26 protein-coding genes and 1 other RNA gene are annotated in these 26,722 nt (G+C 56.8%); 19 read left to right on the top strand and 8 right to left on the bottom strand.

Annotated features, from left to right (window positions below; translation table 11 throughout):
• The first annotated feature begins 69 nt into the window (after positions 1–69).
• The gene (gene argO / locus L370_RS19185; RefSeq protein ID WP_032640682.1) at positions 70–705 is read left to right on the top strand and encodes an arginine exporter ArgO; all 636 of its coding nucleotides are present in this window, start codon (positions 70–72) and stop codon (positions 703–705) included.
• A gap of 91 nt (positions 706–796) precedes the next feature.
• Positions 797–1,528, top strand: a complete 732-nt coding sequence (locus L370_RS19190; RefSeq protein ID WP_023333320.1) for an oxidative stress defense protein — start codon at positions 797–799, stop codon at positions 1,526–1,528.
• 42 nt (positions 1,529–1,570) lie between these two features.
• Here L370_RS19190 and argP read toward each other — a convergent pair whose 3' ends face one another.
• Positions 1,571–2,464: a DNA-binding transcriptional regulator ArgP gene (argP, locus tag L370_RS19195; RefSeq protein ID WP_003860089.1), complete on the bottom strand. Its 894-nt coding sequence runs from the start codon at positions 2,462–2,464 to the stop codon at positions 1,571–1,573.
• 127 nt (positions 2,465–2,591) lie between these two features.
• Between argP and rpiA the strand changes: the two genes are divergently transcribed.
• Both rpiA and serA read left to right on the top strand, forming a co-directional pair.
• Positions 2,592–3,251 (top strand): ribose-5-phosphate isomerase RpiA, encoded by a 660-nt coding sequence (gene rpiA, locus L370_RS19200; protein ID WP_023333319.1) that lies wholly within the window; start codon positions 2,592–2,594, stop codon positions 3,249–3,251.
• Positions 3,252–3,517: 266 nt separating this feature from the next.
• Positions 3,518–4,750 (top strand): phosphoglycerate dehydrogenase, encoded by a 1,233-nt coding sequence (serA, locus tag L370_RS19205; RefSeq protein ID WP_023333318.1) that lies wholly within the window; start codon positions 3,518–3,520, stop codon positions 4,748–4,750.
• 96 nt (positions 4,751–4,846) lie between these two features.
• Here serA and L370_RS19210 read toward each other — a convergent pair whose 3' ends face one another.
• The 3 genes from L370_RS19210 to zapA form a co-directional block, all read right to left on the bottom strand.
• Positions 4,847–5,443 (bottom strand): 5-formyltetrahydrofolate cyclo-ligase, encoded by a 597-nt coding sequence (locus L370_RS19210; protein ID WP_023333317.1) that lies wholly within the window; start codon positions 5,441–5,443, stop codon positions 4,847–4,849.
• A 24-nt stretch (positions 5,444–5,467) separates the two neighbouring features.
• Positions 5,468–5,651: non-coding RNA, 6S RNA (gene ssrS, locus L370_RS22450), on the bottom strand.
• A 41-nt stretch (positions 5,652–5,692) separates the two neighbouring features.
• Positions 5,693–6,022 carry a cell division protein ZapA gene (gene zapA / locus L370_RS19215; RefSeq protein WP_006811891.1) on the bottom strand — a complete coding sequence of 110 codons (330 nt, stop codon included), beginning with the start codon at positions 6,020–6,022 and terminating at the stop codon, positions 5,693–5,695.
• A gap of 168 nt (positions 6,023–6,190) precedes the next feature.
• Here zapA and L370_RS19220 point away from each other — a divergent pair, with 168 nt between their 5' ends.
• The 8 genes from L370_RS19220 to L370_RS19255 all read left to right on the top strand — a co-directional run bounded on the left by L370_RS19220 (position 6,191) and on the right by L370_RS19255 (position 16,224).
• Complete coding sequence (locus L370_RS19220; RefSeq protein WP_023333316.1) at positions 6,191–6,769, top strand: YecA/YgfB family protein; 579 nt, start codon at positions 6,191–6,193, stop codon at positions 6,767–6,769.
• A gap of 31 nt (positions 6,770–6,800) precedes the next feature.
• Positions 6,801–8,114 carry a Xaa-Pro aminopeptidase gene (gene pepP / locus L370_RS19225; protein ID WP_155858065.1) on the top strand — a complete coding sequence of 438 codons (1,314 nt, stop codon included), beginning with the start codon at positions 6,801–6,803 and terminating at the stop codon, positions 8,112–8,114.
• Positions 8,111–9,289, top strand: coding sequence for a 2-octaprenyl-6-methoxyphenyl hydroxylase (ubiH, locus tag L370_RS19230; protein WP_023333314.1), 1,179 nt, complete (start codon positions 8,111–8,113; stop codon positions 9,287–9,289). The genes pepP and ubiH overlap by 4 nt, the downstream gene beginning before the upstream one ends.
• Before the next feature lie 12 nt (positions 9,290–9,301).
• Positions 9,302–10,504, top strand: coding sequence for an FAD-dependent 2-octaprenylphenol hydroxylase (gene ubiI / locus L370_RS19235; RefSeq protein WP_023333313.1), 1,203 nt, complete (start codon positions 9,302–9,304; stop codon positions 10,502–10,504).
• Positions 10,505–10,901: 397 nt separating this feature from the next.
• Positions 10,902–11,996: a glycine cleavage system aminomethyltransferase GcvT gene (gcvT, locus tag L370_RS19240; RefSeq protein ID WP_023333312.1), complete on the top strand. Its 1,095-nt coding sequence runs from the start codon at positions 10,902–10,904 to the stop codon at positions 11,994–11,996.
• Positions 11,997–12,019: 23 nt separating this feature from the next.
• Complete coding sequence (gene gcvH, locus L370_RS19245; RefSeq protein WP_008499718.1) at positions 12,020–12,409, top strand: glycine cleavage system protein GcvH; 390 nt, start codon at positions 12,020–12,022, stop codon at positions 12,407–12,409.
• A gap of 127 nt (positions 12,410–12,536) precedes the next feature.
• The gene (gcvP, locus tag L370_RS19250) at positions 12,537–15,410 is read left to right on the top strand and encodes an aminomethyl-transferring glycine dehydrogenase (protein WP_023333311.1); all 2,874 of its coding nucleotides are present in this window, start codon (positions 12,537–12,539) and stop codon (positions 15,408–15,410) included.
• Positions 15,411–15,480: 70 nt separating this feature from the next.
• Positions 15,481–16,224: an SDR family oxidoreductase gene (locus L370_RS19255; RefSeq protein ID WP_023333310.1), complete on the top strand. Its 744-nt coding sequence runs from the start codon at positions 15,481–15,483 to the stop codon at positions 16,222–16,224.
• Positions 16,225–16,302: 78 nt separating this feature from the next.
• Here the strand turns inward: L370_RS19255 and bglA are convergent, their stop codons facing one another.
• Together bglA and L370_RS19265 are read right to left on the bottom strand one after the other, a co-directional pair.
• A complete protein-coding gene (gene bglA, locus L370_RS19260) occupies positions 16,303–17,736 on the bottom strand; it encodes a 6-phospho-beta-glucosidase BglA (RefSeq protein ID WP_023333309.1) in 1,434 nt (477 codons plus the stop codon).
• A 116-nt stretch (positions 17,737–17,852) separates the two neighbouring features.
• The gene (locus tag L370_RS19265; RefSeq protein WP_023333308.1) at positions 17,853–18,584 is read right to left on the bottom strand and encodes a MurR/RpiR family transcriptional regulator; all 732 of its coding nucleotides are present in this window, start codon (positions 18,582–18,584) and stop codon (positions 17,853–17,855) included.
• 265 nt (positions 18,585–18,849) lie between these two features.
• Between L370_RS19265 and L370_RS19270 the strand changes: the two genes are divergently transcribed.
• Positions 18,850–19,509 (top strand): PAQR family membrane homeostasis protein TrhA, encoded by a 660-nt coding sequence (locus L370_RS19270; RefSeq protein ID WP_023333307.1) that lies wholly within the window; start codon positions 18,850–18,852, stop codon positions 19,507–19,509.
• An 84-nt stretch (positions 19,510–19,593) separates the two neighbouring features.
• Here L370_RS19270 and ygfZ read toward each other — a convergent pair whose 3' ends face one another.
• Positions 19,594–20,574, bottom strand: a complete 981-nt coding sequence (gene ygfZ / locus L370_RS19275) for a tRNA-modifying protein YgfZ (RefSeq protein ID WP_023333306.1) — start codon at positions 20,572–20,574, stop codon at positions 19,594–19,596.
• A 294-nt stretch (positions 20,575–20,868) separates the two neighbouring features.
• Between ygfZ and sdhE the strand changes: the two genes are divergently transcribed.
• On the top strand, positions 20,869–21,135 hold the full coding sequence (gene sdhE, locus L370_RS19280) for an FAD assembly factor SdhE (protein WP_010435322.1): 267 nt from the start codon (positions 20,869–20,871) through the stop codon (positions 21,133–21,135).
• A complete protein-coding gene (locus L370_RS19285) occupies positions 21,116–21,526 on the top strand; it encodes a protein YgfX (RefSeq protein ID WP_023333305.1) in 411 nt (136 codons plus the stop codon). Before sdhE ends, L370_RS19285 begins: the two co-directional genes overlap by 20 nt.
• Before the next feature lie 6 nt (positions 21,527–21,532).
• On the opposite strand, the gene fldB is transcribed toward L370_RS19285, so the two are convergent.
• Complete coding sequence (gene fldB, locus L370_RS19290; protein ID WP_023333304.1) at positions 21,533–22,054, bottom strand: flavodoxin FldB; 522 nt, start codon at positions 22,052–22,054, stop codon at positions 21,533–21,535.
• A 101-nt stretch (positions 22,055–22,155) separates the two neighbouring features.
• Here fldB and xerD point away from each other — a divergent pair, with 101 nt between their 5' ends.
• From xerD to prfB, 4 genes are all read left to right on the top strand, one after another.
• A complete protein-coding gene (gene xerD, locus L370_RS19295) occupies positions 22,156–23,052 on the top strand; it encodes a site-specific tyrosine recombinase XerD (protein ID WP_023333303.1) in 897 nt (298 codons plus the stop codon).
• 28 nt (positions 23,053–23,080) lie between these two features.
• Complete coding sequence (gene dsbC, locus L370_RS19300) at positions 23,081–23,794, top strand: bifunctional protein-disulfide isomerase/oxidoreductase DsbC (protein WP_023333302.1); 714 nt, start codon at positions 23,081–23,083, stop codon at positions 23,792–23,794.
• 5 nt (positions 23,795–23,799) lie between these two features.
• Positions 23,800–25,533 (top strand): single-stranded-DNA-specific exonuclease RecJ, encoded by a 1,734-nt coding sequence (recJ, locus tag L370_RS19305; RefSeq protein WP_023333301.1) that lies wholly within the window; start codon positions 23,800–23,802, stop codon positions 25,531–25,533.
• 90 nt (positions 25,534–25,623) lie between these two features.
• Positions 25,624–26,722, top strand: a protein-coding gene (gene prfB, locus L370_RS19310; protein WP_096151315.1) for a peptide chain release factor 2 whose coding sequence is annotated in 2 segments (ribosomal slippage) — positions 25,624–25,698 and positions 25,700–26,722 — 1,098 coding nt in all. Because the reading frame shifts where the segments join, the coding sequence is not laid out codon by codon here.

Below are 26,722 nucleotides of genomic sequence, written 5' to 3'. Positions count from 1 at the left end.
TATCCATTTCCTCTAATGCAATTCGCGCAGTATAGTCTGATTCCAGAACAAAACTGTGAGAATTTCGTCATGTTATCCTATTACTTTCAAGGGCTTGCCTTAGGTGCGGCCATGATCCTTCCCCTCGGTCCGCAAAATGCGTTTGTGATGAACCAGGGCATTCGCCGCCAGTATCATCTGATGATTGCCCTGCTGTGCGCGGTAAGCGATTTACTGCTGATCTGTGCCGGGATTTTTGGCGGCAGCGCATTGCTGATGCAGTCTCCGTGGCTGCTGGCGCTGGTCACCTGGGGCGGCGTGGCGTTTCTGCTCTGGTACGGTTTTGGTGCCCTGAAAACCGCGATGAGCAGCAACCTCGAACTGGCGAGCGCGGAAGTCATGAAGCAGGGCCGCTGGAAGATTATCGTCACCATGCTGGCAGTTACCTGGCTTAACCCGCATGTTTATCTGGATACCTTCGTGGTGCTGGGCAGCCTGGGCGGGCAGCTGGACGTTGAGCCGAAACGCTGGTTTGCGCTTGGCACGGTCAGCGCCTCTTTCCTCTGGTTCTTCGGTCTCGCCATTCTGGCGGCATGGCTGGCACCTCGTCTGCGTACGGCCAAAGCCCAGCGCATCATCAACACGCTGGTGGGGCTGGTGATGTGGTTTATTGCTTTTCAGCTGGCTAAAGAGGGAATTCACCACGTTCAGGAATTGTTCATCTAATCCTTGTCTTATGGACAACTGAACAAGACCCGCTAAGCTTGCTGGCATGCGCCCTGTTAATGGGCACTCTTCGCAACATGGAGGAATAACAGTGAAGTTTAAGGTGATGGCCCTGGCGGCATTAGTAAGTTTTGGTGCGGTGTCGGTGCAGGCAAGTGAACTGCCGGATGGCCCGCACATCGTCACTTCAGGCACCGCAAGCGTGGACGCGGTACCCGATGTTGCAACGCTGGCAATTGAAGTCAATGTGGCTGCGAAAGATGCGGCATCTGCCAAGAAGCAGGCTGACGATCGTGTTGCGCAATATCTCTCTTTCCTCGAGCAGAATGGCGTAGGTAAAAAAGATATTAGTTCCGCTAACCTGCGTACCCAACCGGATTATGACTACCAGAACGGGAAAAGCATTCTCAAAGGCTACCGTGCCGTACGTACCGTGGAAGTGACCGTGCGTCAGCTTGATAAGCTGAACTCGCTGCTTGATGGCGCGTTAAAAGCGGGGCTGAATGAAATTCGTTCCGTCTCGCTGGGCGTTGCGCAACCGGAGAAATACAAAGACGAAGCGCGTAAAGCCGCGATTGATGATGCAATCCATCAGGCGGAGCAGCTGGCTTCTGGCTTTAAGAGCAAGCTCGGCCCGGTTTACAGCGTGCGTTACCACGTCTCTAACTACCAGCCAAGCCCGATGGTACGCATGATGAAGGCTGATGCAGCCCCGGTTTCTGCTCAGGAAACCTATGAGCAGCCAACCATTCAGTTCGACGATCAGGTGGATGTGGTGTTCCAGCTGGAACCTGTTGCAGCACAGCCGAAACCGGCTCAGTAACCTGTAGGCCGGGTAAGGCGAAGCCGCCACCCGGCTTATTTTTTAATCCTGTCTCAGCACCTTGTGCCCAAACGCCAGCAGCGCGTCGGTGACGTTGCGCATCATGCGGCTTTCCGGCGCAAAACGGTGCCAGTAGAGCATCCGACGCTGATACAGCCCCGGCGTTAGGTCAATCAGCTCACCGCTTTTCAACTCTTTCTCAATCTGCAGATGCGGGATCATGCAGCAGGTGGTGCCCTGACGCGCAAGCTGCACAAAGGCTTCTGACGAGTTAACGATATGGCACGGCACGCTGCCCGGCGGCAGATCGAAGTTTTGCTGCAGGAACGCCTGATGCATATCGTCCAGATGATCGAACGCTACGGCGGGCGCTTTCAGCAGCGCGGCGCGGGTGACGCCGTTCGGGAAGTAGCGTTCGGCAAAGGCTTTTGAACCTACAAACAGGTAGTCCAGGGCGCCCAGCTGATCGACAAGACAGCTTGGCAGCGCCTGAGGCTGGATACTGACCGCCCCAACCACTTCACCGCGACGCAGGCGTTCCTGGGTACGAGTTTCATCTTCAACCTGTAAGTTCAGGCGGATAGGGGAGTCCGCTAATACCGGCGCAAGGGCCGGCAGCAGCCAGGTTGCCAGACTGTCGGCGTTGACCGCCAGAGAGAGCAGCAGCGGCGTAGAGCCCGTTTGTTCGTCACCCAGCCACTCGTCTTCCAGCAGTTCAACCTGGCGCAGCAGGGCGAGGAGCTTTTGACCTTGCTCGGTTGGACGTGGCGGGACGGTACGCACCAGCAGCGGCTGGCCGAACATGTTTTCAAGCTGTTTTATACGCTGTGATACGGCGGACTGGGTGATGCAAAGCTTTTGCGCCGCGCGCTCAAAACCGCGTTCACGAATAACTGCATCAAGTGCCTGTAGTGTTCTGTAGTCCGGACGTTTCATTGCTCTGGCTGGCTCCTTAATTTTGGTTATTCTGCACTATGACACAATTTTCCCTTCGTGACAGACGAATTCCATTCGACGTGTTCTATAATGCGCCCTGAGTTTTCACACCACAGGCAAAACGATCATGACGCAGGATGAACTGAAAAAAGCAGTAGGATGGGCCGCTCTCCAGTACGTGCAGCCGGGTACCATTGTCGGTGTCGGTACGGGATCAACCGCGGCACACTTTATCGATGCGCTGGGCACGATGAAGGGGCAAATCGAGGGCGCGGTTTCCAGCTCTGATGCTTCCACGGAAAAGCTGAAAAGCCTCGGCATTACCGTTTTCGATCTCAACGAAGTGGATCGTCTGGGGATTTACGTTGATGGCGCGGATGAAATCAACGGCCACATGCAGATGATCAAAGGCGGCGGCGCGGCGCTGACGCGCGAAAAAATCATCGCCTCCGTTGCGGACAAGTTTATCTGCATCGCGGACGCCTCCAAGCGGGTCGACATTCTGGGTAATTTCCCGCTTCCGGTCGAAGTGATCCCGATGGCGCGAAGCGCGGTTGCTCGTCAGCTGGTGAAGCTGGGTGGTCGTCCGGAATATCGTCAGGGCGTCGTCACCGACAACGGCAACGTGATCCTCGACGTTCACGGTCTGGAAATTCTCGACGCGATTGCGCTGGAAAATGCCATCAACGCTATCCCAGGCGTAGTGACCGTAGGGCTATTCGCCAACCGTGGCGCGGATGTGGCGCTGATCGGCACCGCTGACGGCGTGAAAACCATCGTAAAATGATCTGACGGGGGGAGTCCTCCCCCCGCTAAAAAAATTTTGAAAAGCTAAATTCGGTGACTTGTGTCACGTTTTTCAGCCTCTTTTGCCGATCCTGCCGCGTTTGTAAATTTCCATAGCATTTTCCTCTGACATTTTGCCCTGGATGACTTTTCTTCAGAGTGCCGACGCAAACGTTCATATTGCTGCAATAGTTTTTTTTGATATGTTGGCTACAGCGGATTTATATCCAGCACAACATCAGTTCAGACAAAAACAGGGTCGGGTAAATGGCAAAGGTATCACTGGAGAAAGACAAGATTAAATTCCTGCTGGTCGAGGGCGTGCATCAAAAAGCAATCGATAGCCTTCGTGCGGCAGGTTACACCAACATCGAATTTCACAAAGGCGCGCTCGATACCGAAGAGCTGAAAGCGTCCATCCGTGATGCCCACTTCATTGGCCTGCGATCCCGTACTCACCTGACTGAAGAGGTTATTGCCGCGGCGGAAAAGCTGGTGGCTATCGGCTGCTTCTGCATCGGTACCAACCAGGTTGACCTGAATGCTGCCGCCAAACGCGGTATTCCCGTCTTCAACGCCCCGTTCTCCAACACCCGTTCCGTAGCGGAGCTGGTGATCGGCGAACTGCTGCTGCTGCTGCGCGGCATTCCTGAAGCGAACGCTAAGGCGCACCGCGGCGTGTGGAACAAGCTGGCGTCCGGCTCTTTCGAAGCGCGTGGTAAAAAGCTGGGGATTATCGGCTACGGCCACATCGGTACGCAGCTCGGTATTCTGGCGGAATCTCTCGGGATGCATGTCTTTTTCTACGATATCGAAAGCAAGCTGCCGCTGGGCAATGCGACCCAGGTTCAGCACCTGTCTGACCTGCTGAACATGAGCGACGTGGTGAGCCTGCACGTGCCGGAAAATGCGTCCACCAAAAACATGATGGGCGCGGAAGAGTTGGCGCTGATGAAGCCCGGCTCACTGCTGATCAACGCCGCGCGCGGCACGGTTGTCGATATCCCGGCGCTGGCGGATGCGCTGAAGCGTAAGCATCTGGCAGGCGCGGCCATCGACGTGTTCCCGACGGAGCCAGCCACCAACAGCGATCCGTTTACCTCTCCGCTGTGCGAGTTCGACAACGTGATCCTGACGCCGCACATCGGCGGTTCTACCCAGGAAGCGCAGGAGAATATCGGTCTGGAAGTGGCGGGTAAGCTGAGCAAATACTCCGACAACGGTTCTACGCTCTCTGCCGTGAACTTCCCGGAAGTGTCTCTGCCGCTGCACGGTGGTCGTCGTCTGCTTCACATCCACGAAAACCGTCCAGGCGTGCTGACCGCGATCAACCAGATCTTTGCCGAGCAGGGCGTCAACATCGCCGCGCAGTATCTGCAGACGAACTCGCAGATGGGCTACGTGGTTATTGATATCGAAGCGGATGACGATGTTGCCGAGAAAGCGCTGCAGAGCATGAAGGCGATTCAGGGAACAATTCGCGCGCGTCTGCTGTACTGATAGTGCGGTTTGTGGTGTCGGGTGGCGGCTGCGCCTTACCCGACCTACGCTGAGCATTTGTAGGCCGGGTAAGCGTAAGCGCCACCCGGCTTTATTCTACCAGGTCCAGGTTTTACTGGGCGTTACCACCGCCGGCAACGGCACATCCCACTTCTCCACCGGTAACGCCTCCACGCTCTGACAATCATGCGCGTAGCCCACCGGCTGCAGCCCGTACTGCTGCCAGTTTTGCAGCGTCCGGTCGTAAAAACCGCCGCCCATCCCTAAACGCTGGCCCTGTTCATCAAACGCCACCAGCGGCGCGATCAGTACATCCAGCTGTGACAGCGGCAGCACGTCGCGCACGTCAAGTTTCGGCTCGGTGATTTTCAGACGGTTCACCACCAGCTCGCTGTGCGGGTGGTAGTGCAGGAACAGCAGATTGCCTTCGCTGAACGGATGCAGCACCGGCAGATAGACCTTCTTCCCGGCGCGCCAGAGCTGCTCTATAAGCGGTTGGGTATCCAGCTCTCCATCAAACGACAGAAACAGCGCAACGGTGTGCGCCATCACGACAGGGGGATACGCCATCATACGGGCGGCGGCCTGCTGGGCAAAATGCGCTTGCTGATCGGGGGTTAACGCACGGCGGCGCTGACGAATGAGCTGACGGATGTCCTGGCGTGAAGCGGAAACTTCAGGGAATTGGGTCATGGTAGTCGGTAGAAGAAAAGAGAGGGAATCTCCGAGATGCCGCCGCAGGCTGTAACCCTTGAACCCTTGGTTCAAGGTGAATGTGTCGTCATAGTTTTAAGGCTTCTCGGACGGACCGAGCATGCTCACCAACCATGGAGCGCCACATTCTTGTGGTATGAAATATCGGCTCAGGGGACTGGCCCGCTTGCGAACATCTCAGAGAAATTTTGTCTTCACAGTTACTCTACCATAGTCAACTGAGAAGTGTTATTCAAACTTTGGTCCCGGTCTTTCGGGATTGCGACCTTGATCAAGCAACGCCTGTTCTATGGTCTGCTGGAGCATTTTAATGCGCTGCTCCATGCTTGCCGCGTAGTCGCGGGTCTTCGCTTTTTCCTGAGTCAGTTCATAGCTGATGTTCAACGCGGCGATGAAAACCAGCTGCTCAGTATTTGTGACTCTAGTGCGTTCTTTTAGATCTTGCAACCGCTGATTCAAATCGTCCGCTGCCTGATTCAAAGCATCCCTTTGTTCAGGCGGACAATTCACTCGCAGTGAACGGCCAAAAATCTGGAGATCGACGGGTTGTGCAGACATGCCACCTTCCTGCTGATTGACTGCGCTGCCTTCGCTTACTGCCCCGGGGGCTGCGAAGGGGCGACACTATAGCTACCCTGATGTGAAGATACAAGCCCTTTTCTGGTATCACCAGGGTCCAAAGTGGTAGCATATCATGAAACTTCCCCCCTTTGATGACGAATGCTCATGTCTATACAGAACGAAATGCCTGGTTACAAGGATTTAAACCAGTTACTGAACCAGCAGGGAATCGGTTTAACCCCTGCCGAAATGCACGGTCTGATCAGTGGCATGCTGTGCGGCGGAAACAGCGACAGCTCATGGCAGCCGCTGATCCACGACCTCACGAATGAAGGGCTGGCGTTTGGTCACGAGCTGGCGGAAGCGCTGCGTAAAATGCACGCCGCAACCAGCGATTCGCTGGAAGACGATGGCTTCCTTTTTCAGCTTTATCTGCCTGAAGGCGACGACGTCAGCGTGTTCGATCGCGCCGATGCGCTGGCCGGGTGGGTAAACCACTATCTGCTGGGGCTGGGCGTGACGCAGCCTAAACTGGATAAAGTGACCGGCGAAGCGGGTGAAGCAATCGACGACCTGCGCAACATTGCCCAGCTCGGCTACGATGAAGACGAAGATCAGGAAGAGCTGGAAATGTCTCTCGAAGAGATCATCGAGTACGTGCGCGTGGCGGCACTGCTGTGCCACGACAACTTCACGCGCTCACAGCCGACCGCGCCGGAAGTCCGCAAGCCAACCTTACATTAAGAAAAATAACGCACAGGAGGGTGTCATGGTTATCTCGAGTCAAGAGTATTCCCGCCGCCGTCAGGCACTGCTGGCAACAATGCAGCCGGGCAGCGCCGCGCTGATTTTTGCTGCGCCCGAAGTTACGCGCAGCGCCGACAGCGAATATCCCTATCGCCAGAGCAGCGATTTCTGGTACTTCACCGGCTTTAACGAGCCGGAAGCGGTGCTGGTGCTGATTAAGAGCAATGACACCCACAACCACAGCGTGATGTTCAACCGCGTGCGCGATCTGACGGCTGAAATCTGGTTTGGCCGCCGCTTAGGGCAGGAGGCCGCACCGGAAAAGCTGGGCGTTGACCGCGCGCTGGCGTTTAGCGAAATCAACCAGCAGCTCTATCAATTGCTTAACGGCCTCGACGTGCTCTATCACGCGCAGGGCGAATATGCTTACGCCGATGAGATTGTTTTCACCGCGCTGGATAAGCTGCGCAAAGGCTCGCGGCAGAACCTGTCCGCACCGGCCACGCTGACGGACTGGCGCCCTGTGGTCCATGAGTTGCGCCTGTTCAAGTCTGAAGAAGAGCTGAATTTGATGCGCCGCGCGGGTGAAATTAGCGCCCTGGCGCACACTCGCGCGATGGAGAAATGCCGTCCCGGGATGTTCGAATACCAGCTGGAAGGCGAAATTCACTACGAATTTAACCGTCACGGCGCGCGTTATCCTTCCTACAACACCATCGTTGGCGGCGGGGAAAACGGCTGCATTCTGCACTACACCGAAAACGAAAGCGCGCTGCGCGACGGCGATCTGGTGCTTATTGACGCCGGTTGCGAATATCAGTGCTACGCGGGGGATATCACCCGTACCTTCCCGGTGAACGGTAAATTCTCACCGGCACAGCGCGCGATTTACGACATCGTTCTCGAGTCGCTTGAGACGGCGCTCAGGCTGTATCGTCCCGGAACGTCCATGCAGGAAGTGACCGGCGAAGTGGTGCGCATCATGATTACCGGTCTGGTCAGGCTCGGGATCCTGAAAGGGGATGTTGATGCCCTGATTGCTGAGAATGCGCATCGACCGTATTTCATGCACGGCCTGAGCCACTGGCTGGGGCTGGATGTACATGACGTTGGCGCGTACGGCACCGACCGTTCGCGCGTGCTGGAGCCGGGCATGGTGTTAACCGTGGAGCCGGGGCTGTATATCGCGCCGGATGCCGACGTGCCTGAAGAGTACCGCGGGATTGGCATTCGTATTGAAGATGACATCGTTATTACCGAAACCGGTAACGAAAACCTGACCGCGAGCGTTGTGAAAAACGCTGACGATATCGAGGCGCTGATGGCAGCGGCACGCGTATGAGCGTGATTATCGTTGGCGGCGGCATGACCGGGGCCACGCTGGCGCTGGCCATCTCGCAATTGACGAAAGGCCAGCTTCCGGTGCACCTGGTGGAAGCCGTTGCGCCGCAGGCAAAGAATCATCCCGGTTTTGATTCCCGCGCCATTGCCCTGGCACAGGGTACCTGCCAGCAGCTGTCCCGTATTGGCATCTGGCAGGCGATCGCCGACTGCGCCACGGCAATTAACACCGTTCACGTCAGCGATCGCGGCCATGCTGGCTTTGTCACGCTGGACGCGCAGGATTACCGTATCGACGCGCTGGGTCAGGTTGTTGAGCTGCACGACGTCGGATTGCGACTGTTCCGCCTGCTTCAGGACGCGCCGGGCGTTACGCTGCATTGTCCGGCGCGCGTGGCAAGCGTAAGCCGCAGTGAGGCGTCGGTCAGCGTGACGCTGGAAAACGGCACCGTCCTTGAAGGCCAGCTTCTGGTCGCCGCGGACGGCTCGCGCTCGGCGCTCGGCACGCAGTGCGGCGTCGAGTGGCGTCAGCAGCCTTACGGGCAGGTTGCGGTCATTGCGAATGTCGCGACCGCAGCTGAACACAGCGGCCGGGCGTTTGAGCGTTTTACGCAGTACGGCCCGCTGGCGATGCTGCCGATGTCGGACGGGCGCTGTTCCCTGGTCTGGTGTCATCCGCAGGATAAGGCTGAAGAGGTTAAAGCCTGGTCAGACGAACGTTTTTGTACCGAGCTGCAAAAAGCTTTTGGCTGGCGGCTGGGGCGTATTACCCATGCGGGGAAACGTGCGGTCTACCCGCTGTCGTTAACCACCGCATCGCAGTCTGTTTCTCACCGCGTGGCGCTGGTCGGCAACGCCGCGCAGACATTACATCCGATTGCCGGACAAGGATTCAACCTTGGACTGCGGGATGTCATGAGCCTGGCGGAATCGCTGGCGCTGGCATGGAGTGAGCAAAAAGATTGCGGCGCGTATTCGGTGCTAAGCCATTACCAGAAGCGCCGCCAGGTGGATAAAGAGGCGACAATCGGCGTCACCGACGGCTTAGTCCATCTCTTTGCCAATCGTTGGGCACCGCTGGTTGCAGGCCGCAACCTCGGGCTAATGGCGATGGAATTATTCATTCCGGCACGTGACGTGCTGGCGCAGCGGACCCTGGGTTGGGTCGCGCGTTAAGGAGTTATCACCGTGCAAAATGTTGATGTCGCCATCGTTGGCGGCGGTATGGTCGGACTGGCGCTGGCCTGTGGTTTACAGGGCAGCGGCCTGCGCGTGGCGGTGCTGGAGCAAAAGCAGCCTCAGCCCGTTGCACCAGATGCTCCGCCGGAACTCCGCGTCTCGGCGATCAATGCCGCCAGCGAGAAATTGCTGACGCACCTTGGCGTCTGGGCAGATATTGTGGCGCAGCGCGCCAGCTGCTATCACGGCATGGAAGTGTGGGATAAAGACAGCTTTGGTCATATTGCTTTTGATGATGAAAGCATGGGCTATAGCCATCTGGGTCACATCATCGAAAACGCGGTGATCCACCACGCGCTGTGGCAGAAAGCGCAGCAGTGCAGCGACGTAACGCTGGTTGCGCCCGCGCAGATCCAGCAGGTGGCGTGGGGGGAAAACGAGGCGTTTATCACCCTGCAAAGCGGCGACATGCTGACCGCGCGTCTGGTGGTCGGTGCTGACGGTGCCAACTCCTGGCTGCGCAACAAAGCCGATATCCCGCTGACCTTCTGGGATTACCGCCATCATGCTCTGGTCGCGACGATCCGTACCGAGGAGCCGCACGGCGGCGTGGCGCGGCAGATTTTCCACAACGACGGCATTCTGGCGTTCCTGCCGCTTGCCGATCCGCACCTGTGCTCTATCGTCTGGTCACTGGTGCCGGAAAAAGCGCAGCTGATGCAGGCGGCGACGCCGGATGCCTTTAACCAGGCGCTGTGCGTGGCGTTTGATAACCGCCTTGGCTTGTGCACGCTTGAAAGCGAGCGACAGGTGTTCCCATTAACCGGCCGCTACGCGCGTCAGTTTGCCGCGCACCGTCTGGCGCTGGTGGGAGATGCGGCCCATACCATTCATCCGCTGGCCGGGCAGGGTGTTAACCTTGGCTTTATGGACGCGGCGGAGCTGGTTGAGGAACTGCGTCGCCTGCATCGCGAAGGCAAAGATATCGGTCAGCATCTCTACCTGCGTCGCTACGAGCGCAGCCGCAAGCACAGTGCGGCGATGATGCTGGCGGGCATGCAGGGCTTCCGCGAGCTGTTTGCCGGAGCCAATCCGGCGAAAAAACTGCTGCGCGATATCGGACTCAAGCTTGCTGACACCCTTCCGGGTGTTAAACCTCAACTCCTCCGTCAGGCGATGGGTCTTAACGACCTGCCGGACTGGCTACGTTAATTTAGACCCCTGTCACACTTTATTTTCCCGGCCTCTGCGCCGGGGAAATTCCCTCGTTTGAAATATTCTAATTTCACCTCATTTTTCGCATTAGATAATCTAATGTCACGTTTTTGTCGTTACGGAAATTCGGCCCGTTTTTCCGCACGAAATATCACCATGTGCTAAATCCTGTTAGATCATTGTTAATTTTGTGCGGGGTTAATCGCATTTTTCCAGTGAATAACTCTGTAGGCTTTTCAGCGTTTTTTGGTCATAAGCTAATGTGATGACCCGTTTTGCCTTATGGTTAACCGCCGGTTTCGGTGGTAAGTTCAGGTAAAAGAGAACGTTTGCGTCGGCACTCGGGAACGAGGCCGATACCGGGTTTCACGGTGAATTTTTCAACGAGGACAAGATGGCTCAACAGACTCCTTTGTACGAACAACACGTGTTATGCGGCGCCCGCATGGTGGACTTCCATGGCTGGATGATGCCGCTGCACTACGGCTCGCAGATTGATGAGCACCACGCGGTGCGCACCGATGCCGGTATGTTCGACGTGTCCCACATGACGATTGTCGATCTGCGCGGTAGCCGCACCCGGGAGTTTTTGCGTTATCTGCTGGCAAATGACGTCGCCAAACTGAAGACGCCGGGTAAAGCGCTCTATACCGGCATGCTGAATGCCTCGGGCGGCGTGATTGATGACCTTATCGTCTATTACTTCACTGAAGATTTCTTCCGCCTCGTTGTAAACTCCGCCACCCGCGAAAAAGACCTCTCCTGGATCACTCAACACGCCGAACCTTACGCCATTGACATCACCGTCCGTGACGACCTGTCGCTGATCGCCGTGCAGGGGCCGAACGCACAGGCGAAAGCCGCGTCTCTGTTTAACGACGAGCAGCGCAAAGCCACCGAGGGCATGAAGCCGTTCTTCGGCGTGCAGGCGGGGGATCTGTTTATCGCCACCACCGGCTACACCGGTGAAGCGGGCTACGAAATTGCGATGCCGAACGAGAAGGCCGCTGATTTCTGGCGCGCGCTGGTGGAAGCGGGCGTGAAGCCTGCGGGTCTGGGCGCGCGCGATACGCTGCGTCTGGAAGCGGGGATGAACCTCTACGGTCAGGAGATGGACGAAGGCGTCTCTCCGCTGGCCGCCAACATGGGCTGGACCATCGCGTGGGAACCGGCTGACCGTGACTTTATTGGCCGTGAAGCGCTGGAGATGCAGCGCGAGAAGGGCACTGAACAACTGGTGGGTCTGGTGATGACGGAAAAAGGTGTGCTGCGCGGCGAACTGCCGGTGCGCTTCACCGATGCCGACGGCAATCATCGCGAAGGCGTGATCACCAGCGGTACCTTCTCCCCAACGCTGGGCTACAGTATTGCACTGGCACGCGTGCCGGCGGGTATTGGCGAAACGGCGGTGGTGCAAATCCGCAACCGCGAAATGCCGGTCAACGTAACCAAACCGATTTTTGTTCGCGCCGGTAAGCCGGTCGCCTAATCATTTTTATCAGGAGAACTTCAATGAGCAATGTGCCAGCAGAACTGAAATACAGCAAAGAACACGAGTGGCTGCGCAAAGAGGCGGACGGCACTTACACCGTAGGGATCACCGAGCACGCGCAAGAGCTGCTGGGCGACATGGTGTTTGTTGACCTGCCTGACGTGGGCACGACCGTTAGCGCGGGCGACGACTGCGCCGTGGCGGAGTCCGTTAAGGCGGCTTCTGACATTTATGCCCCGGTAAGCGGCGAAATCGTTGCCGTCAACGACGCGCTGAGCGATTCGCCAGAGCTGGTGAACAGCGAGCCTTATGAAGGCGGCTGGATCTTCAAGATCAAAGCCAGCGACGAATCTCAGGTTGCCGCGCTGCTGGATGCGACCGCGTACGAAGCACTACTGGAAGACGAATAACGTTGTGCCGGATGGCGCTGCGCTTATCCGGCCTACAGATCTACGTAGGCCCGGTAAGCGTTAGCGCCACCGGGCAACAGCGTTACAGATAATTACGATTCACTGCACGTTTCAGGAACCATCGCTCATGACACAGACTTTAAGCCAGCTTGAAAACCGTGGCGCCTTCATTGAACGTCACATTGGGCCGGATGCTCAGCAACAGCAGGAGATGCTGAAGACAGTTGGCGCGGATTCATTAAACGCACTGATCGGCCAGATTGTGCCAAAAGACATCCAGCTTGCCACGCCGCCTCAGGTGGGGGAAGCCACTACGGAATTCGCCGCGCTGGCGGAGCTGAAGGCTATCGCAGGCCTGAACAAGCGCTATAAGTCTTACATTGGCATGGGCTACACCAACGTGCAGTTGCCGCCGGTTATCCTGCGCAACATGCTGGAAAACCCGGGCTGGTACACCGCTTACACCCCGTATCAGCCAGAAGTCTCCCAGGGCCGCCTGGAAGCGCTGCTGAACTTCCAGCAGGTGACGCTGGATCTGACCGGTATGGATATCGCCTCCGCCTCGCTGCTGGATGAAGCGACCGCTGCCGCCGAAGCAATGGCGATGGCAAAACGCGTGAGCAAGCTGAAAAATGCCAACCGCTTCTTCGTGGCGGCGGACGTGCATCCTCAGACGCTGGACGTGGTGCGCACCCGTGCGGAAACCTTCGGCTTTGACGTGATCGTCGACGACGCTGACAAAGTGCTGGATCACCAGGACGTCTTCGGCGTGCTGCTGCAGCAGGTAGGTACCACCGGCGAAGTGCACGACTACGGCGCGCTGATTGCCGAGTTGAAAACCCGCAAAGTGGTTGTCAGCGTTGCCGCCGATTTTATGGCGCTGGTGCTGCTGACGGCGCCGGGCAAACAGGGCGCGGATATTGTCTTCGGCTCAGCTCAGCGTTTCGGCGTGCCGATGGGCTACGGCGGCCCGCACGCGGCGTTCTTCGGCGCGAAAGATGAATTCAAACGCTCTATGCCTGGCCGTATTATCGGCGTCTCAAAAGATGCTGCCGGTAACACCGCGCTGCGCATGGCGATGCAGACTCGCGAGCAGCATATCCGCCGCGAGAAAGCGAACTCCAACATCTGTACCTCCCAGGTGCTGCTGGCAAACATCGCCAGCCTGTACGCCGTGTTCCACGGCCCGGCTGGCCTGAAGCGCATTGCCAGCCGCATTCACCGTCTGGCCGATATTCTGGCCTGCGGTCTGCAGCAGAAAGGCCTTAAGCTGCGCCACGCTCACTACTTCGACACCCTGTGTGTGGAAGTGGCGGACAAAGCGGCCGTGCTGGCGCGCGCGAACGCGGCAGAGATCAACCTGCGCAGCGATATCCACAACGCCGTTGGCATTACGCTGGATGAAAGTACCACCCGCGACGATATCCTGAACCTGTTCAGCGTGTTGCTGGGTGACGCACACGGTCTGGATATTGATGCGCTCGACAAAGAGGTCGCGCTCGACAGCCGCTCCATTCAGGAAAGCATGCTGCGCAATGACGCGATCCTGACGCATCCGGTCTTTAATCGCTACCACAGCGAAACCGAGATGATGCGCTATATGCACTCTCTGGAGCGCAAGGATCTGGCGCTGAACCAGGCGATGATCCCGCTGGGCTCCTGTACCATGAAGCTGAACGCCGCGGCAGAGATGATCCCGATCACCTGGCCTGAATTCTCCGAGCTGCACCCGTTCTGCCCGCCAGAGCAGGCGGAAGGTTATCACATGATGATCAACCAGCTTTCCGACTGGCTGGTGAAGCTGACCGGCTACGACGCGCTCTGCATGCAGCCGAACTCCGGCGCGCAGGGTGAGTACGCGGGCCTGCTGGCGATCCGTCACTACCACGAAAGCCGCAACGAAGGCCACCGCGATATCTGCCTGATCCCAAGCTCCGCCCACGGGACCAACCCGGCCTCTGCCCAGATGGCGGGCATGGAAGTCGTAGTGGTGGCGTGCGATAAGAACGGCAACATCGATCTGGCCGACCTGCGTGCGAAAGCCGAGCAGGCGGGCGATAAGCTCTCCTGCATCATGGTGACCTACCCGTCAACCCACGGCGTGTACGAAGAGACTATCCGTGAAGTGTGTGAAGTGGTGCACCAGTTCGGCGGTCAGGTTTACCTCGACGGCGCGAACATGAACGCTCAGGTGGGCATCACCTCTCCGGGCTTTATCGGCGCGGACGTGTCGCACCTGAACCTGCACAAAACCTTCTGCATCCCGCACGGCGGTGGCGGCCCGGGCATGGGTCCTATCGGCGTGAAAGCGCACCTGGCGCCGTTTGTGCCGGGCCACAGCGTGGTGCAGATTGAAGGTATGCTGACCCGTCAGGGCGCGGTCTCTGCGGCACCGTTCGGCAGCGCCTCTATCCTGCCAATCAGCTGGATGTACATCCGCATGATGGGCGCGGAAGGGCTGAAGCAGGCGAGCCAGGTGGCGATCCTGAACGCCAACTATATTGCGACTCGCCTGAAGTCCGCCTTCCCGGTGCTCTATACTGGCCGCGACGGCCGCGTGGCGCACGAGTGCATCCTCGATATTCGTCCGCTGAAAGAGCAGACCGGCATTAGCGAGCTGGATATCGCCAAGCGTCTGATCGACTACGGTTTCCACGCGCCAACCATGTCGTTCCCGGTAGCGGGTACGCTGATGGTGGAGCCAACGGAATCTGAAAGCAAAGCCGAGCTGGACCGCTTTATCGACGCGATGCTGGCCATCCGCATGGAGATCGACCGCGTGCAGGACGGCGAGTGGACGCTGGAAGATAACCCGCTGGTTAACGCCCCGCACACCCAGCACGAAATGGTGGCAGAGTGGAACCACGGTTATTCCCGCGAGCTGGCGGTCTTCCCGGCAGGCGTGGCAAACAAATACTGGCCGACCGTGAAGCGTCTTGATGACGTCTACGGCGACCGTAACCTGTTCTGCTCCTGCGTGCCGATGAGCGAATACCAGTAATATTGCTGATGTAGTAACGTAAGCCGGGTAAGGCGAAGCCGCCACCCGGCTTTTTTATTGGGAGAGGAAAATGGCAATTGCACTGGTCACCGGCGCCAGCCGGGGCATAGGGAAAGCCACCGCGCTGCAGCTGGCACGCGAAGGCTACACCGTGGGGGTGAACTATCATCACAACATTAAGGCCGCGACGGACGTGATCAACCAGATCGTTGAAGCGGGCGGTAAAGCCTTTGTCGTCCGCGCAGATATCAGTGATGAAGCCCAGGTGCTGGCGATGTTTGACAGCCTCGATCGTGAAGGCGAGCCGCTTCGTGCGCTGGTCAATAATGCCGGCATTCTGTTTGAGCAATCGACTATCGAGAATTTGTCCGCAGATCGCATTAACCGCGTTCTGTCGACCAACGTCACGGGCTACTTTCTCTGCTGCCGTGAGGCGGTAAAGCGCATGTCCTTCAAACATGGCGGCAAGGGTGGGGCGATAGTGAATGTCTCTTCCGCGGCATCGCGTCTGGGCGCGCCGGGTGAATATGTGGATTATGCCGCGTCGAAGGGGGCGGTGGATTCGCTGACGACCGGGCTAGCGCTGGAGGTGGCGGCGCAGGGCATTCGCGTCAACTGCGTACGTCCGGGTCTGATTTATACCGATATTCATGCGTCCGGCGGAGAGCCGGGGCGGGTAGATCGCGTTAAGTCGCTGCTGCCGATGCAGCGCGGCGGCCAGCCGGAAGAGGTGGCGCAGGCGATTGTCTGGCTGCTGAGCGAGAAGGCGTCGTACGTAACGGGAAGCTTTATTGAGTTAGCGGGCGGAAAGTAAGCGCCAAGTGGCGGCTTCGCCTTACCCGGCCTACGATCCGTGTAGGCCCGGTAAGCGCAGCGCCACCGGGCAAAAAAATTACAGCGCCTCGCCGTTGCTGGCAATCACGCCCTTATACCACTCGAAGCTCTTCTTGCGGGAACGCGACATATCGCCCGTGCCGTCGTCATGCTTGTTCACGTAAATAAAGCCATAGCGCTTGCTGTACTGGCCGGTGGTGAACGACACGCAATCAATGCAGCCCCATGGCGTATAGCCCATCAGATCCACGCCATCGTGGGTGACGGCTTTGATCATCTCTTCCACGTGGGCACGCAGGTAGTCGATGCGATAGTCGTCGTTGATGCTGCCGTCTTCTTCTACCTTATCGTAGGCCCCGAACCCGTTTTCCACGATAAACAGCGGCTTCTGATAACGTTCGTACAGTTCGCACAGGGCATAACGCAGGCCTACCGGGTCAATCTGCCAGCCCCAGTCGGACGCCTTCACGTGCGGGTTCGGCACGCTGCCCTCGAAACCGGAGATGGCATCGCCGGTACCACCTTCTGCTTTCACCGCGTTGGTCATGTAGTAGCTGAAACCTAAGTAGTCGCAGGTTCCTTCACGCAGGATCTGCTCGTCGCCTGCCTCCATCTTGATGGAGAAGCCGCGGCGCTCCCACTCGTTCAGCACGTAGGACGGGTAGTAACCCCGCAGCTGGACGTCGGTAAAGACATAGCGCTCGCGCATGGATTCCTGGGCGAACATTACGTCTTCCGGTTTGCAGGAGAACGGATAGAGCGCCACCATGGCCAGCATGCAGCCGACTTTCATCTCCGGATTGATGCGGCGCGCGGCTTTCACCGCCAGGGCGCTGGCCACAAACTGGTGGTGCAGGACCTGGTACATGGTCTCTTCCGGATTGTCATGTTCGGTATAGACCACGCCCGAGCAGCAGTAGCCGAACAGCGGCGCGCGCCAGTTACGCTGGTTGTTGATTTCGTTGAAGGTCATCCAGTATTTGACCTTGTTTTTGTAGCGCTCGAAGACCACTTCCGCGAAGCGCACAAAGAAATCGACCACTTTACGGTTGGTCCAGCTACCGTACTCCTGCACCAGGTGCAGCGGCATTTCGAAGTGGGAGAGGGTGATCACCGGTTCGATGTTGTATTTCAGCAACTCGTCGAACATGTCGTCGTAGAACTTCAGCCCCTCTTCGTTTGGCTGCGTTTCGTCACCGTTCGGGAAGATACGCGTCCAGGCAATAGAGGTGCGGAAACACTTGAAACCCATCTCGGCAAACAGCTTGATGTCTTCTTTATAGTGGCCATGGAAGTCGATGGCTTCATGATTGGGGTAGTATTTCCCCGGCACCACTTCCTGCGTGATTTCGCGCGGCACGCCGTGCGCGCCCCCGGTCAATACGTCGCAAATGCTTGGCCCTTTTCCGCCTTTGTTCCAGCCGCCTTCAACCTGGTGAGCCGCAACCGCGCCGCCCCATAAAAAATCTTTTGGTAAGGTCAATTTTTTCATCGCTGCTATTCTCAATAAATGGCTTATTGGCATCGAGTCTAGCAAAGCGAAATTAAATGTCACGATATAACAATTCACAGTAAATGTGATTTGTCACATCAAAAAAACAGGGTGTTTTATTCTGTGAGTTTCTTCGCCAGTTTACGTCCGAGAGACTCCAGAATATAAATGACGGGAATTTGCGTGGTGATGTCGTAGACGCCTGCAATACGCGTCTGAGGAACATGCCAGGAGAGATTAAAGTCCGCCAGTTTTGCGAGACGCGAGTGCTCGTGGCTGGTAATGGAGAGCACCTTGCAGTGATGCAGGCTGAACTGGCTGGCGAAGCGCAGGATCTCCTCGGTCTCACCCGAGACGGAGAGCACAATCGCCAGCGCATTTTTCGCCATATCGTTGGTGACCGGGAAATAAGGGTCATCAATATGGTTACTGAATTTCCCGATATTAGAAAAGAAACGTGCGCCATATTTTGCCAGCGAACCCGATGTTCCGGCTCCGACAAATATAATTCGCTCGGACGATAAAATAATATCTACCGCATTATCCAATAACGCGTCGAACTCTTCATTATTAACGCTTTTAAAAAAGCTGATAATTTCGCTGGCACCGAAGTTCGCCTGCTGGGGCTCGTTCTGTTCAAGATAAAGCTTAAAGCGCACGCGAAACTCCGAGTATCCATCGCAGTTAAGCTTGCGGCAAAAGCGCAGGATAGTGGTGGTTGAGACGCCCGCCGCATCCGCCAGCTCGCGGATGGTCATATACATGACTTTGTCACGATTTTTTATGACATAGTTGTAGACCATCATCTCCAGGTTATTGAGACTGGCAATGGCGGAGTGGGTGAACATACTCACAATGGCATAACTCTCATTCTGACTTCATCGTCACATCATAACATGCACCCGGACGCCAGGATCCATTTTTATGCTCTTGATTCATAATGATTAAATTTTTATGTGAACAATTGTTAGGTGAAAGATTTATTTATATCTATGATTTTTAGGTATAAATTTTGAAATGAATTTTTTTTAGCTAACAGGTGTTCACTGGAATCATTCTCAGTTAGCATAGTCATGCGATGAATAATCATCTTTTGTTTTCCCGGAGTTTTGTATGGTGAGCAGACCATTAATCGCGCAGGGATATTCGCTGGCTGAGGAAGTAGCCAACAGCATCAGCCACGGCATTGGCCTGGTGTTTGGGATTGTCGGTTTAGTGTTATTGCTGGTGCAGGCGGTGGACGCCAATGCCAGCGCGATGGCCATTACCAGCTACAGCCTGTATGGCGGGAGCATGATCCTGCTGTTCCTGGCGTCGACGCTGTACCACGCCATCCCGCATCAGCGGGCCAAGACGTGGCTTAAGAAATTTGACCACTGCGCTATCTATCTTCTAATTGCAGGTACCTATACGCCGTTTCTGCTGGTGGGGCTCAACTCACCGCTGTCGCGTGGCCTGATGATTGTTATCTGGAGCCTGGCACTGCTGGGGATCCTGTTTAAGCTGACCATAGCGCACCGGTTTAAGGTGCTGTCACTGGTCACCTATCTGACCATGGGCTGGCTGTCGCTGATTGTGGTGTATCAACTCGCAGTCAAACTGTCGGTAGGAGGGGTAACGCTTCTGGCCTTAGGCGGCGTGGTGTATTCGCTCGGCGTGATTTTCTACGTCTGCAAGCGCATCCCGTACAACCATGCCATCTGGCACGGCTTTGTGCTGGGCGGCAGCGTTTGCCACTTTTTGGCGATTTATTTGTATGTGGGGCAGGTGTAGTTTTTTGTCGGGTGGCGGCTTCGCCTTACCCGACCTACGGGATAAGTAGGCCCGGTAAGCGCAGCGCCACCGGGCGATACGGCATCACTCTTCCAGAGAGTACGGCAGCGGCTCAATACTCAACGTATTCGCATCGTCACGCACGCGGAACACGCTGTCGGCTTCCATGTCGTTGTTCATGACGGCTTGAACCAAAAGACGTCCATCATCCAGCTGTACGGCGGCTAACACGGTGCCGGTGCGGCGCCAGTTATCACCCATCTTCAGCTCTAAGTCCTCACCCGCTTCAGGTACACGGCTGGCATGGCCTGCCAGCGTCCACAGCGCACGTTTGTTTGCGCCGCGGAATTTTGCACGCGCCACCATCTCCTGGCCGGTGTAACAGCCCTTTTTAAAGCTGATCCCCCCCAGCGCCTGCAGGTTGGTTGCCTGAGGAATAAACTGCGCGCTGTTTGCGGCGTCAATCACCGGCAGACCCGCTTCGATGTTCAACGCCAGCCACTGCTGACTGTTGTTGAGCTGCGCTTCGCCGCGCAGCGCGTCGGTTACGCGTTCGGCGGTTGCCGCATCCGTGACTAACAGGAAACGCTCCGCCGGGTGTTCAAACCACAGGATGGAGGTCGCGCCTTCGCTGACCACCTGCTTTTCTGCATCCGGCAGTTCGCTGAAGAGATTTTTCAGCGCCGCACGCGCCTGGAAACCGGCCACACCCAGCAGGACATGTTCGTCATCCGGGGTGATAGTGACTTTGGAAAAGACCGCGTACTTTTTCAGCTCTTTGAGCTGGGCCTCTTGCAGGCTGCGGCGCTCAATAAAAGCAAAGCCGTCCTGACGGCGGAAGATACGCAGATTGCTCCACATTTTACCTTTTGGATCGCAATGCGCGGCCAGCAGGTGCTGGTGTTCGGTCATCTGGCTGACGTCGGCGGTCACCTGGCCCTGCAGGTATTTTTCGGCGTCGGCACCGGTGAGCGTTGCCAGCGCCCAGTCATCAAGAGAAATAAGCGTCAGCGGCAGACGCGCAGAGGCGGCGGGCTGGCGAGGAGAAAATGGTGTAAAGGCCATAACGATATCCTGAATTGCTTAACGCTTTGATAATGCCTAATGGTAAAAGAGCCTGCAGGCAATGCAAGCGCTTTCAACAGACCATTTGTGCCATAAACCGGTTATGCGTAGCGCTACGCAAAATAATGTAATCCGCTGTCTTTGTAGGGATTATTCTGGAAGCCTGCTCGGCGATCGCAATATTCCAGTAATGAAACGGTCAAAAACACGTTACACTAGCTGGTGTCCCCGTAGAGAAATAAAGAACACTGAACGGGGTACCGACTGTGCCAAACGTAATGCAGGAAACTGAACATGGATATTAACAACAAGGCCCGTATTCACTGGGCGTGCCGTCGCGGCATGCGTGAACTTGATATTTCCATCATGCCTTTCTTCGAATATGAGTATGACAGCTTAAGCGATGACGATAAGCGTCTGTTTGTTCGCCTGCTTGAGTCTGACGATCCGGATTTGTTCAACTGGCTGATGAACCACGGCAAACCCGCCGACACCGAGTTGCAACGGATGGTGCAATTAATTCAAACACGGAATCGGGAACGTGGTCCTGTGGCAATCTGATCTTCGCGTCTCGTGGCGCTCGCAGTGGATGTCTTTATTGCTCCACGGCCTGGTTGCGGCCTTTGTGTTACTGATGCCGTGGCCGCTGAGCTATACGCCGCTGTGGCTGCTGTTACTCTCGTTTGTTGTTTTTGACAGCGTACGCAGCCAGCGTCGCATTAATGCCCGTCAGGGAGAGATTAAATTACTGATGGATTCCCGCCTGCGCTGGCAGGGAAAAGAGTGGGAGATTCTCGGTATGCCCTGGATGCTTAACTCTGGCATGATGTTGCGGTTACGCAAGGTGGACGGTGGGCGTTGCCAGCATCTGTGGCTGGCGGCTGACAGTATGGATGCTGCCGAGTGGCGGGACCTGCGCCGGATGCTGTTGCAACAGACGACGCAGGAGTAACGCGCGTTAGCTAAACTTTTCTGCCATTTCGCCCAGAATCTGCTCGCACCAGCTTTGCAGGCGCTCATCGCTGAGATCGTACTGATTGGTTTCATCCAGCGCGAGCCCAACAAACAGCTCGCCGTCGGCAATAATCGGTTTTTTACTGGTGAACTCGTAACCTTCGGTTGGCCAGTAGCCGATAAACGACACCCCTTTCGGCGCCAGTTTGTCATGCAGCATGCCGAGCGCGTCCAGGAACCATTCCCCGTAACCCAGCTGATCCCCCATGCCGTACATGGCAATGATTTTGCCGTCGAGGTTGAGCGTATCAAGCTGGTCCCAGATAGCTTCCCAGTCTTCCTGTATCTCGCCGAAATCCCATGTCGGTATGCCGAGGATCAGCACGTCATACTGCTCCATCAGGGTTAGCGCGTCATCTTTCAGGTTATGCAACGTCACCAGTTCCGGGCCAATGATGTCGCGAATTTTCTCTGCCGCCATTTCGGTGTAGCAGGTGCTGGAACCATAGAACAGACCAATATTCATCGCGTAACTATCTCAATTCTTGCGTTGACTTTGCGCGTAGTGTACCAGAAACCGGTCGCAATCAGGCATAATGGCCTGACTGCAGAATCAAAGGGGCTGATGTGGAAAAGGATCTCGCACTGATCGAACAGTTTCTCGACGCGCTGTGGCTGGAGAAAAATCTGGCCGAGAATACCCTCAGCGCCTACCGTCGCGATCTCACCATGCTGGTGGAGTGGCTTGCACACCGGGGGTTATCCCTCGCGAGTGCGCAACGTGACGACCTGCAGGCGCTGCTGGGGGAACGTATCGCGGGGGGCTATAAAGCCACCAGTTCCGCGCGTTTGCTCAGCGCCATGCGTCGGCTGTTCCAGCATCTCTACCGGGAGAAGATTCGCGAAGACGATCCCAGCGCGCTGCTGGCATCTCCTAAGCTTCCGCAGCGGCTGCCGAAAGATCTCAGCGAAGCACAAGTTGAGAGATTATTACAGTCACCGGCTGTTGACCTGCCGCTGGAGTTACGCGATAAAGCCATGCTTGAGCTATTGTATGCTACCGGCTTGCGCGTTTCGGAACTGGTTGGCCTGACGATGAGCGACGTCAGCCTGCGTCAGGGCGTGGTGCGCGTCATCGGGAAAGGAAACAAGGAGAGGCTGGTTCCGCTGGGTGAAGAGGCGGTTTACTGGCTGGAAACGTACCTGGAGCACGGTCGTCCGTGGCTGCTCAATGGTACGTCTATCGACGTCCTGTTTCCGAGCCAGCGCGCCCAGCAGATGACGCGGCAAACGTTCTGGCATCGCATCAAGCATTACGCCACACTGGCGGGTATCGACAGTGAAAAGCTTTCGCCGCACGTATTGCGTCACGCCTTCGCGACGCATCTGTTAAACCACGGCGCTGATTTACGCGTGGTGCAGATGCTGCTGGGCCACAGCGATCTTTCCACGACGCAGATTTACACCCATGTCGCGACGGAACGCCTGCGGCAGCTACACCAACAGCACCACCCTCGTGCGTGAGTGCCGACGAATTGTAACAGGATCACATATGAAAAAGTCTTTCGCGCTGTTCACCCTGCTGGCAGCCTCATTTACTGGTTTCGCCCATGCGGACGACGCCGCCATCAAACAGTCGCTGGCTAAGCTTGGCGTCACCGGTAGCGATATTCAGCCTGCACCGGTTGCCGGCATGAAAACGGTACTGACCAACAGCGGCGTGCTGTACGTCACCGAAGACGGCAAACACATTATTCAGGGGCCAATGTACGACGTGAGCGGCGCGCAGCCGGTGAACGTCACCAACCAGCTGCTGATGAAAAACCTGAACGCGCTCGAAAAAGAGATGATCGTCTATAAAGCGGCGCAGGAAAAACACGTCATTACCGTCTTCACCGACATCACCTGCGGCTACTGCCACAAGCTGCATGAAGAGATGAAAGACTACAACGCGCTGGGCATCACCGTGCGTTACCTGGCCTTCCCGCGCGCGGGCGTGCAGAGCCAGCCAGAGCAGGACATGAAGGCGATCTGGTGTGCGAAAGACCGCAACAAAGCCTTTGATGATGCGATGAGCGGAAAAGAGGTTAAGCCAGCCTCCTGCGATATCGACATTGCTAACCACTACGCGCTCGGCGTGCAGTTTGGCGTGAGCGGTACGCCAGCGATTGTCCTGAGCAACGGGTATGTCGTTCCGGGCTATCAGGGACCGAAAGAGATGAAAGAGTTCCTCGACGCGCACCAGAAACAGGTGAGTGGTAAATAATCCGCGTGAAAGCCCCGATAAAATTGCGCCGCCGCGAGGCGGTTGAACCGGTTGATTTACCGGACGATCTCCCGCCGCTGCTGAAGCGCCTCTACGCCAGCCGCTGCGTGCGTCGCGCTGAAGATCTTGAACGCAGCGTGAAAGGGATGCTCCCCTGGCAGCAGCTGAGCGGTATCGAAAAAGCCGCTGAAATGCTCTACAACGCGCTTCTTGAGGGAACGCGGATTGTGGTGGTAGGTGATTTCGACGCCGACGGCGCCACCAGCACCGCGCTGAGCGTGCTCAGCCTGCGCGCGCTGGGCTGCGATAACGTCACGTATCTGGTGCCGAACCGTTTTGAAGACGGCTATGGCCTCAGCCCGGAAGTGGTCGATCAGGCCCACGCCCGTGGTGCACAGATGATCATGACCGTCGATAACGGGATCTCTTCCCATGCGGGCGTCGATCGTGCTCACGCTTTGGGGATCCCGGTGCTGGTCACCGATCACCACCTGCCGGGCGAAACGTTGCCCGCAGCGGAAGCGATTATTAACCCCAACCTGCGCGACTGCGGTTTCCCATCGAAATCCCTTGCGGGCGTGGGCGTGGCGTTTTATCTGATGCTGGCGCTGCGTACCCTGCTGCGCGATAAGGGCTGGTTCGACACTCGCGGTATTGCGGTTCCGAACCTGGCCGAATATCTCGATCTGGTGGCGCTGGGTACCGTCGCGGACGTGGTGCCGCTTGATACCAATAACCGTATTTTGACCTGGCAGGGCTTAAGCCGCATCCGGGCAGGCAAGTGCCGTCCGGGGATCAAGGCGCTGCTGGAGATTGCCAACCGCGATCCGCTCAAGCTGGCGGCAAGCGATTTGGGCTTTGCCCTCGGGCCGCGTCTGAACGCTGCCGGAAGGCTGGACGATATGTCCGTCGGCGTGGCGCTGCTGCTGTGCGATAACATTGGTGAAGCACGCGTGCTGGCCAACGAGCTGGACGCACTCAACCAGACCCGTAAAGAGATTGAGCAGGGGATGCAGGCCGAAGCGCTGACCCTGTGCGAAAAGCTGGAGCGCAGCGGCGATACGTTGCCGGGCGGCCTGGCGATGTACCATCCTGAGTGGCATCAGGGCGTGGTCGGGATTCTGGCATCGCGTATTAAAGAGCGTTTCCACCGTCCGGTCATCGCGTTCGCCCCCGCGGGCGACGGCACGCTGAAAGGCTCCGGTCGTTCGATTCAGGGACTGCACATGCGCGATGCGCTGGAGCGTCTTGATACGCTGTACCCGGGTCTGATGATCAAGTTCGGCGGTCACGCGATGGCGGCAGGCCTGTCGCTGGAAGAGGCGAAGTTCGACGAGTTCCAGCGTCTGTTTGGCGAACTGGTCACCGAGTGGATCGATCCGGCTCTGTTGCAGGGTGAAGTGGTGTCTGATGGCGAGCTTTCACCTCTTGAGATGACGATGGACGTGGCGCAAATGCTCCGCGATGCTGGCCCATGGGGGCAGATGTTCCCGGAACCGCTGTTCGACGGGCGTTTCCGCCTGCTGCAGCAGCGTATCGTCGGCGAACGTCATCTGAAAGTGATGGTCGAGCCCGTGGGCGGTGGTCCGCTGCTGGACGGCATCGCCTTTAACGTTGACACGGCGGTATGGCCGGACAACGGCGTGCGCGAGGTTGAGCTGGCGTACAAACTGGACATCAACGAGTTTCGCGGTAACCGCACCCTTCAGATTATCATCGACAATATCTGGCCAATTTAGCGGCAGTAATCTCTATAAAAAAGGGCGTGGATTCGGTACAATCCCGCTCTTATCACCGCATTTTGACAAGTCCATAAAAGAAAACAGACCATGTTTGAAATTAATCCGGTAAAAAACCGTATTCAGGACCTCACGGAGCGCTCTGACGTTCTTAGGGGGTATCTTTGACTACGATGCCAAGAAAGAGCGTCTTGAAGAAGTAAACGCCGAGCTGGAACAGCCGGACGTCTGGAACGAACCTGAACGCGCACAGGCGCTGGGTAAAGAGCGTTCCTCTCTCGAAGCTATCGTAGATACGCTGGATCAAATGGCCCAGGGGCTGGAAGATGTTTCCGGTTTACTGGAGCTGGCCGTCGAAGCCGACGACGAAGAAACCTTTAACGAAGCCGTGGCAGAACTCGACGTGCTGGAAGAGAAGCTGGCGCAGCTGGAATTCCGCCGTATGTTCTCCGGCGAATACGACAGCGCTGACTGCTATCTCGATATTCAGGCAGGTTCTGGCGGTACCGAAGCGCAGGACTGGGCCAGCATGCTGACGCGTATGTACCTGCGTTGGGCTGAAGCGCGCGGTTTCAAAACCGAAATTATCGAAGAGTCTGAAGGTGAAGTTGCGGGTCTGAAATCCGTCACCATCAAGATCATCGGTGACTACGCCTACGGCTGGCTGCGTACCGAAACCGGCGTTCACCGCCTGGTGCGTAAGAGCCCGTTCGACTCAGGCGGTCGTCGTCATACCTCCTTCAGCTCCGCGTTTGTCTATCCGGAAGTTGATGAAGATATTGATATCGAAATTAACCCGGCGGACCTGCGTATCGACGTTTATCGCGCATCCGGTGCGGGTGGTCAGCACGTTAACCGTACGGAATCTGCGGTGCGTATTACCCACATTCCAACCGGGCTGGTAACACAGTGCCAGAACGACCGTTCCCAGCATAAGAACAAAGACCAGGCCATGAAGCAGATGAAAGCGAAGCTTTATGAGCTGGAGATGCAGAAGAAAAATGCTGAGAAACAGGCGATGGAAGACAACAAGTCCGACATCGGTTGGGGCAGCCAGATCCGTTCTTACGTCCTTGATGACTCCCGCATCAAAGACCTGCGTACCGGGGTTGAAACCCGCAACACGCAGGCGGTGCTGGACGGCAGCCTGGACCAATTTATCGAAGCAAGTTTGAAAGCAGGGTTATGA

The sequence above is a fragment of the Enterobacter sp. MGH 24 genome (assembly GCF_000493015.1).
In the GTDB taxonomy this organism is placed as follows: Bacteria; Pseudomonadota; Gammaproteobacteria; order Enterobacterales; family Enterobacteriaceae; genus Enterobacter.
Note: the sequence above shows the minus strand (reverse complement) of the source record. Positions and strands in the feature narration are given on the sequence as shown.

Bases quoted from the DNA above. Each gene is read 5' to 3' on its own strand.
- serA (WP_023333318.1), top strand. From the start codon at position 3,518: ATGGCAAAGGTATCACTGGAGAAAGACAAGATTAAATTCCTGCTGGTC.
- ygfZ (WP_023333306.1), bottom strand. From the start codon at position 20,574: ATGGCCTTTACACCATTTTCTCCTCGCCAGCCCGCCGCCTCTGCGCGT.
- gcvH (WP_008499718.1), top strand. From the start codon at position 12,020: ATGAGCAATGTGCCAGCAGAACTGAAATACAGCAAAGAACACGAGTGG.
- ubiH (WP_023333314.1), top strand. From the start codon at position 8,111: ATGAGCGTGATTATCGTTGGCGGCGGCATGACCGGGGCCACGCTGGCG.
- gcvP (WP_023333311.1), top strand. From the start codon at position 12,537: ATGACACAGACTTTAAGCCAGCTTGAAAACCGTGGCGCCTTCATTGAA.
- dsbC (WP_023333302.1), top strand. From the start codon at position 23,081: ATGAAAAAGTCTTTCGCGCTGTTCACCCTGCTGGCAGCCTCATTTACT.
- zapA (WP_006811891.1), bottom strand. From the start codon at position 6,022: ATGTCTGCACAACCCGTCGATCTCCAGATTTTTGGCCGTTCACTGCGA.
- bglA (WP_023333309.1), bottom strand. From the start codon at position 17,736: ATGAAAAAATTGACCTTACCAAAAGATTTTTTATGGGGCGGCGCGGTT.
- gcvT (WP_023333312.1), top strand. From the start codon at position 10,902: ATGGCTCAACAGACTCCTTTGTACGAACAACACGTGTTATGCGGCGCC.
- sdhE (WP_010435322.1), top strand. From the start codon at position 20,869: ATGGATATTAACAACAAGGCCCGTATTCACTGGGCGTGCCGTCGCGGC.
- rpiA (WP_023333319.1), top strand. From the start codon at position 2,592: ATGACGCAGGATGAACTGAAAAAAGCAGTAGGATGGGCCGCTCTCCAG.
- fldB (WP_023333304.1), bottom strand. From the start codon at position 22,054: ATGAATATTGGTCTGTTCTATGGTTCCAGCACCTGCTACACCGAAATG.
- L370_RS19265 (WP_023333308.1), bottom strand. From the start codon at position 18,584: ATGTTCACCCACTCCGCCATTGCCAGTCTCAATAACCTGGAGATGATG.
- argP (WP_003860089.1), bottom strand. From the start codon at position 2,464: ATGAAACGTCCGGACTACAGAACACTACAGGCACTTGATGCAGTTATT.
- L370_RS19255 (WP_023333310.1), top strand. From the start codon at position 15,481: ATGGCAATTGCACTGGTCACCGGCGCCAGCCGGGGCATAGGGAAAGCC.
- L370_RS19220 (WP_023333316.1), top strand. From the start codon at position 6,191: ATGTCTATACAGAACGAAATGCCTGGTTACAAGGATTTAAACCAGTTA.
- L370_RS19210 (WP_023333317.1), bottom strand. From the start codon at position 5,443: ATGACCCAATTCCCTGAAGTTTCCGCTTCACGCCAGGACATCCGTCAG.
- argO (WP_032640682.1), top strand. From the start codon at position 70: ATGTTATCCTATTACTTTCAAGGGCTTGCCTTAGGTGCGGCCATGATC.
- L370_RS19270 (WP_023333307.1), top strand. From the start codon at position 18,850: ATGGTGAGCAGACCATTAATCGCGCAGGGATATTCGCTGGCTGAGGAA.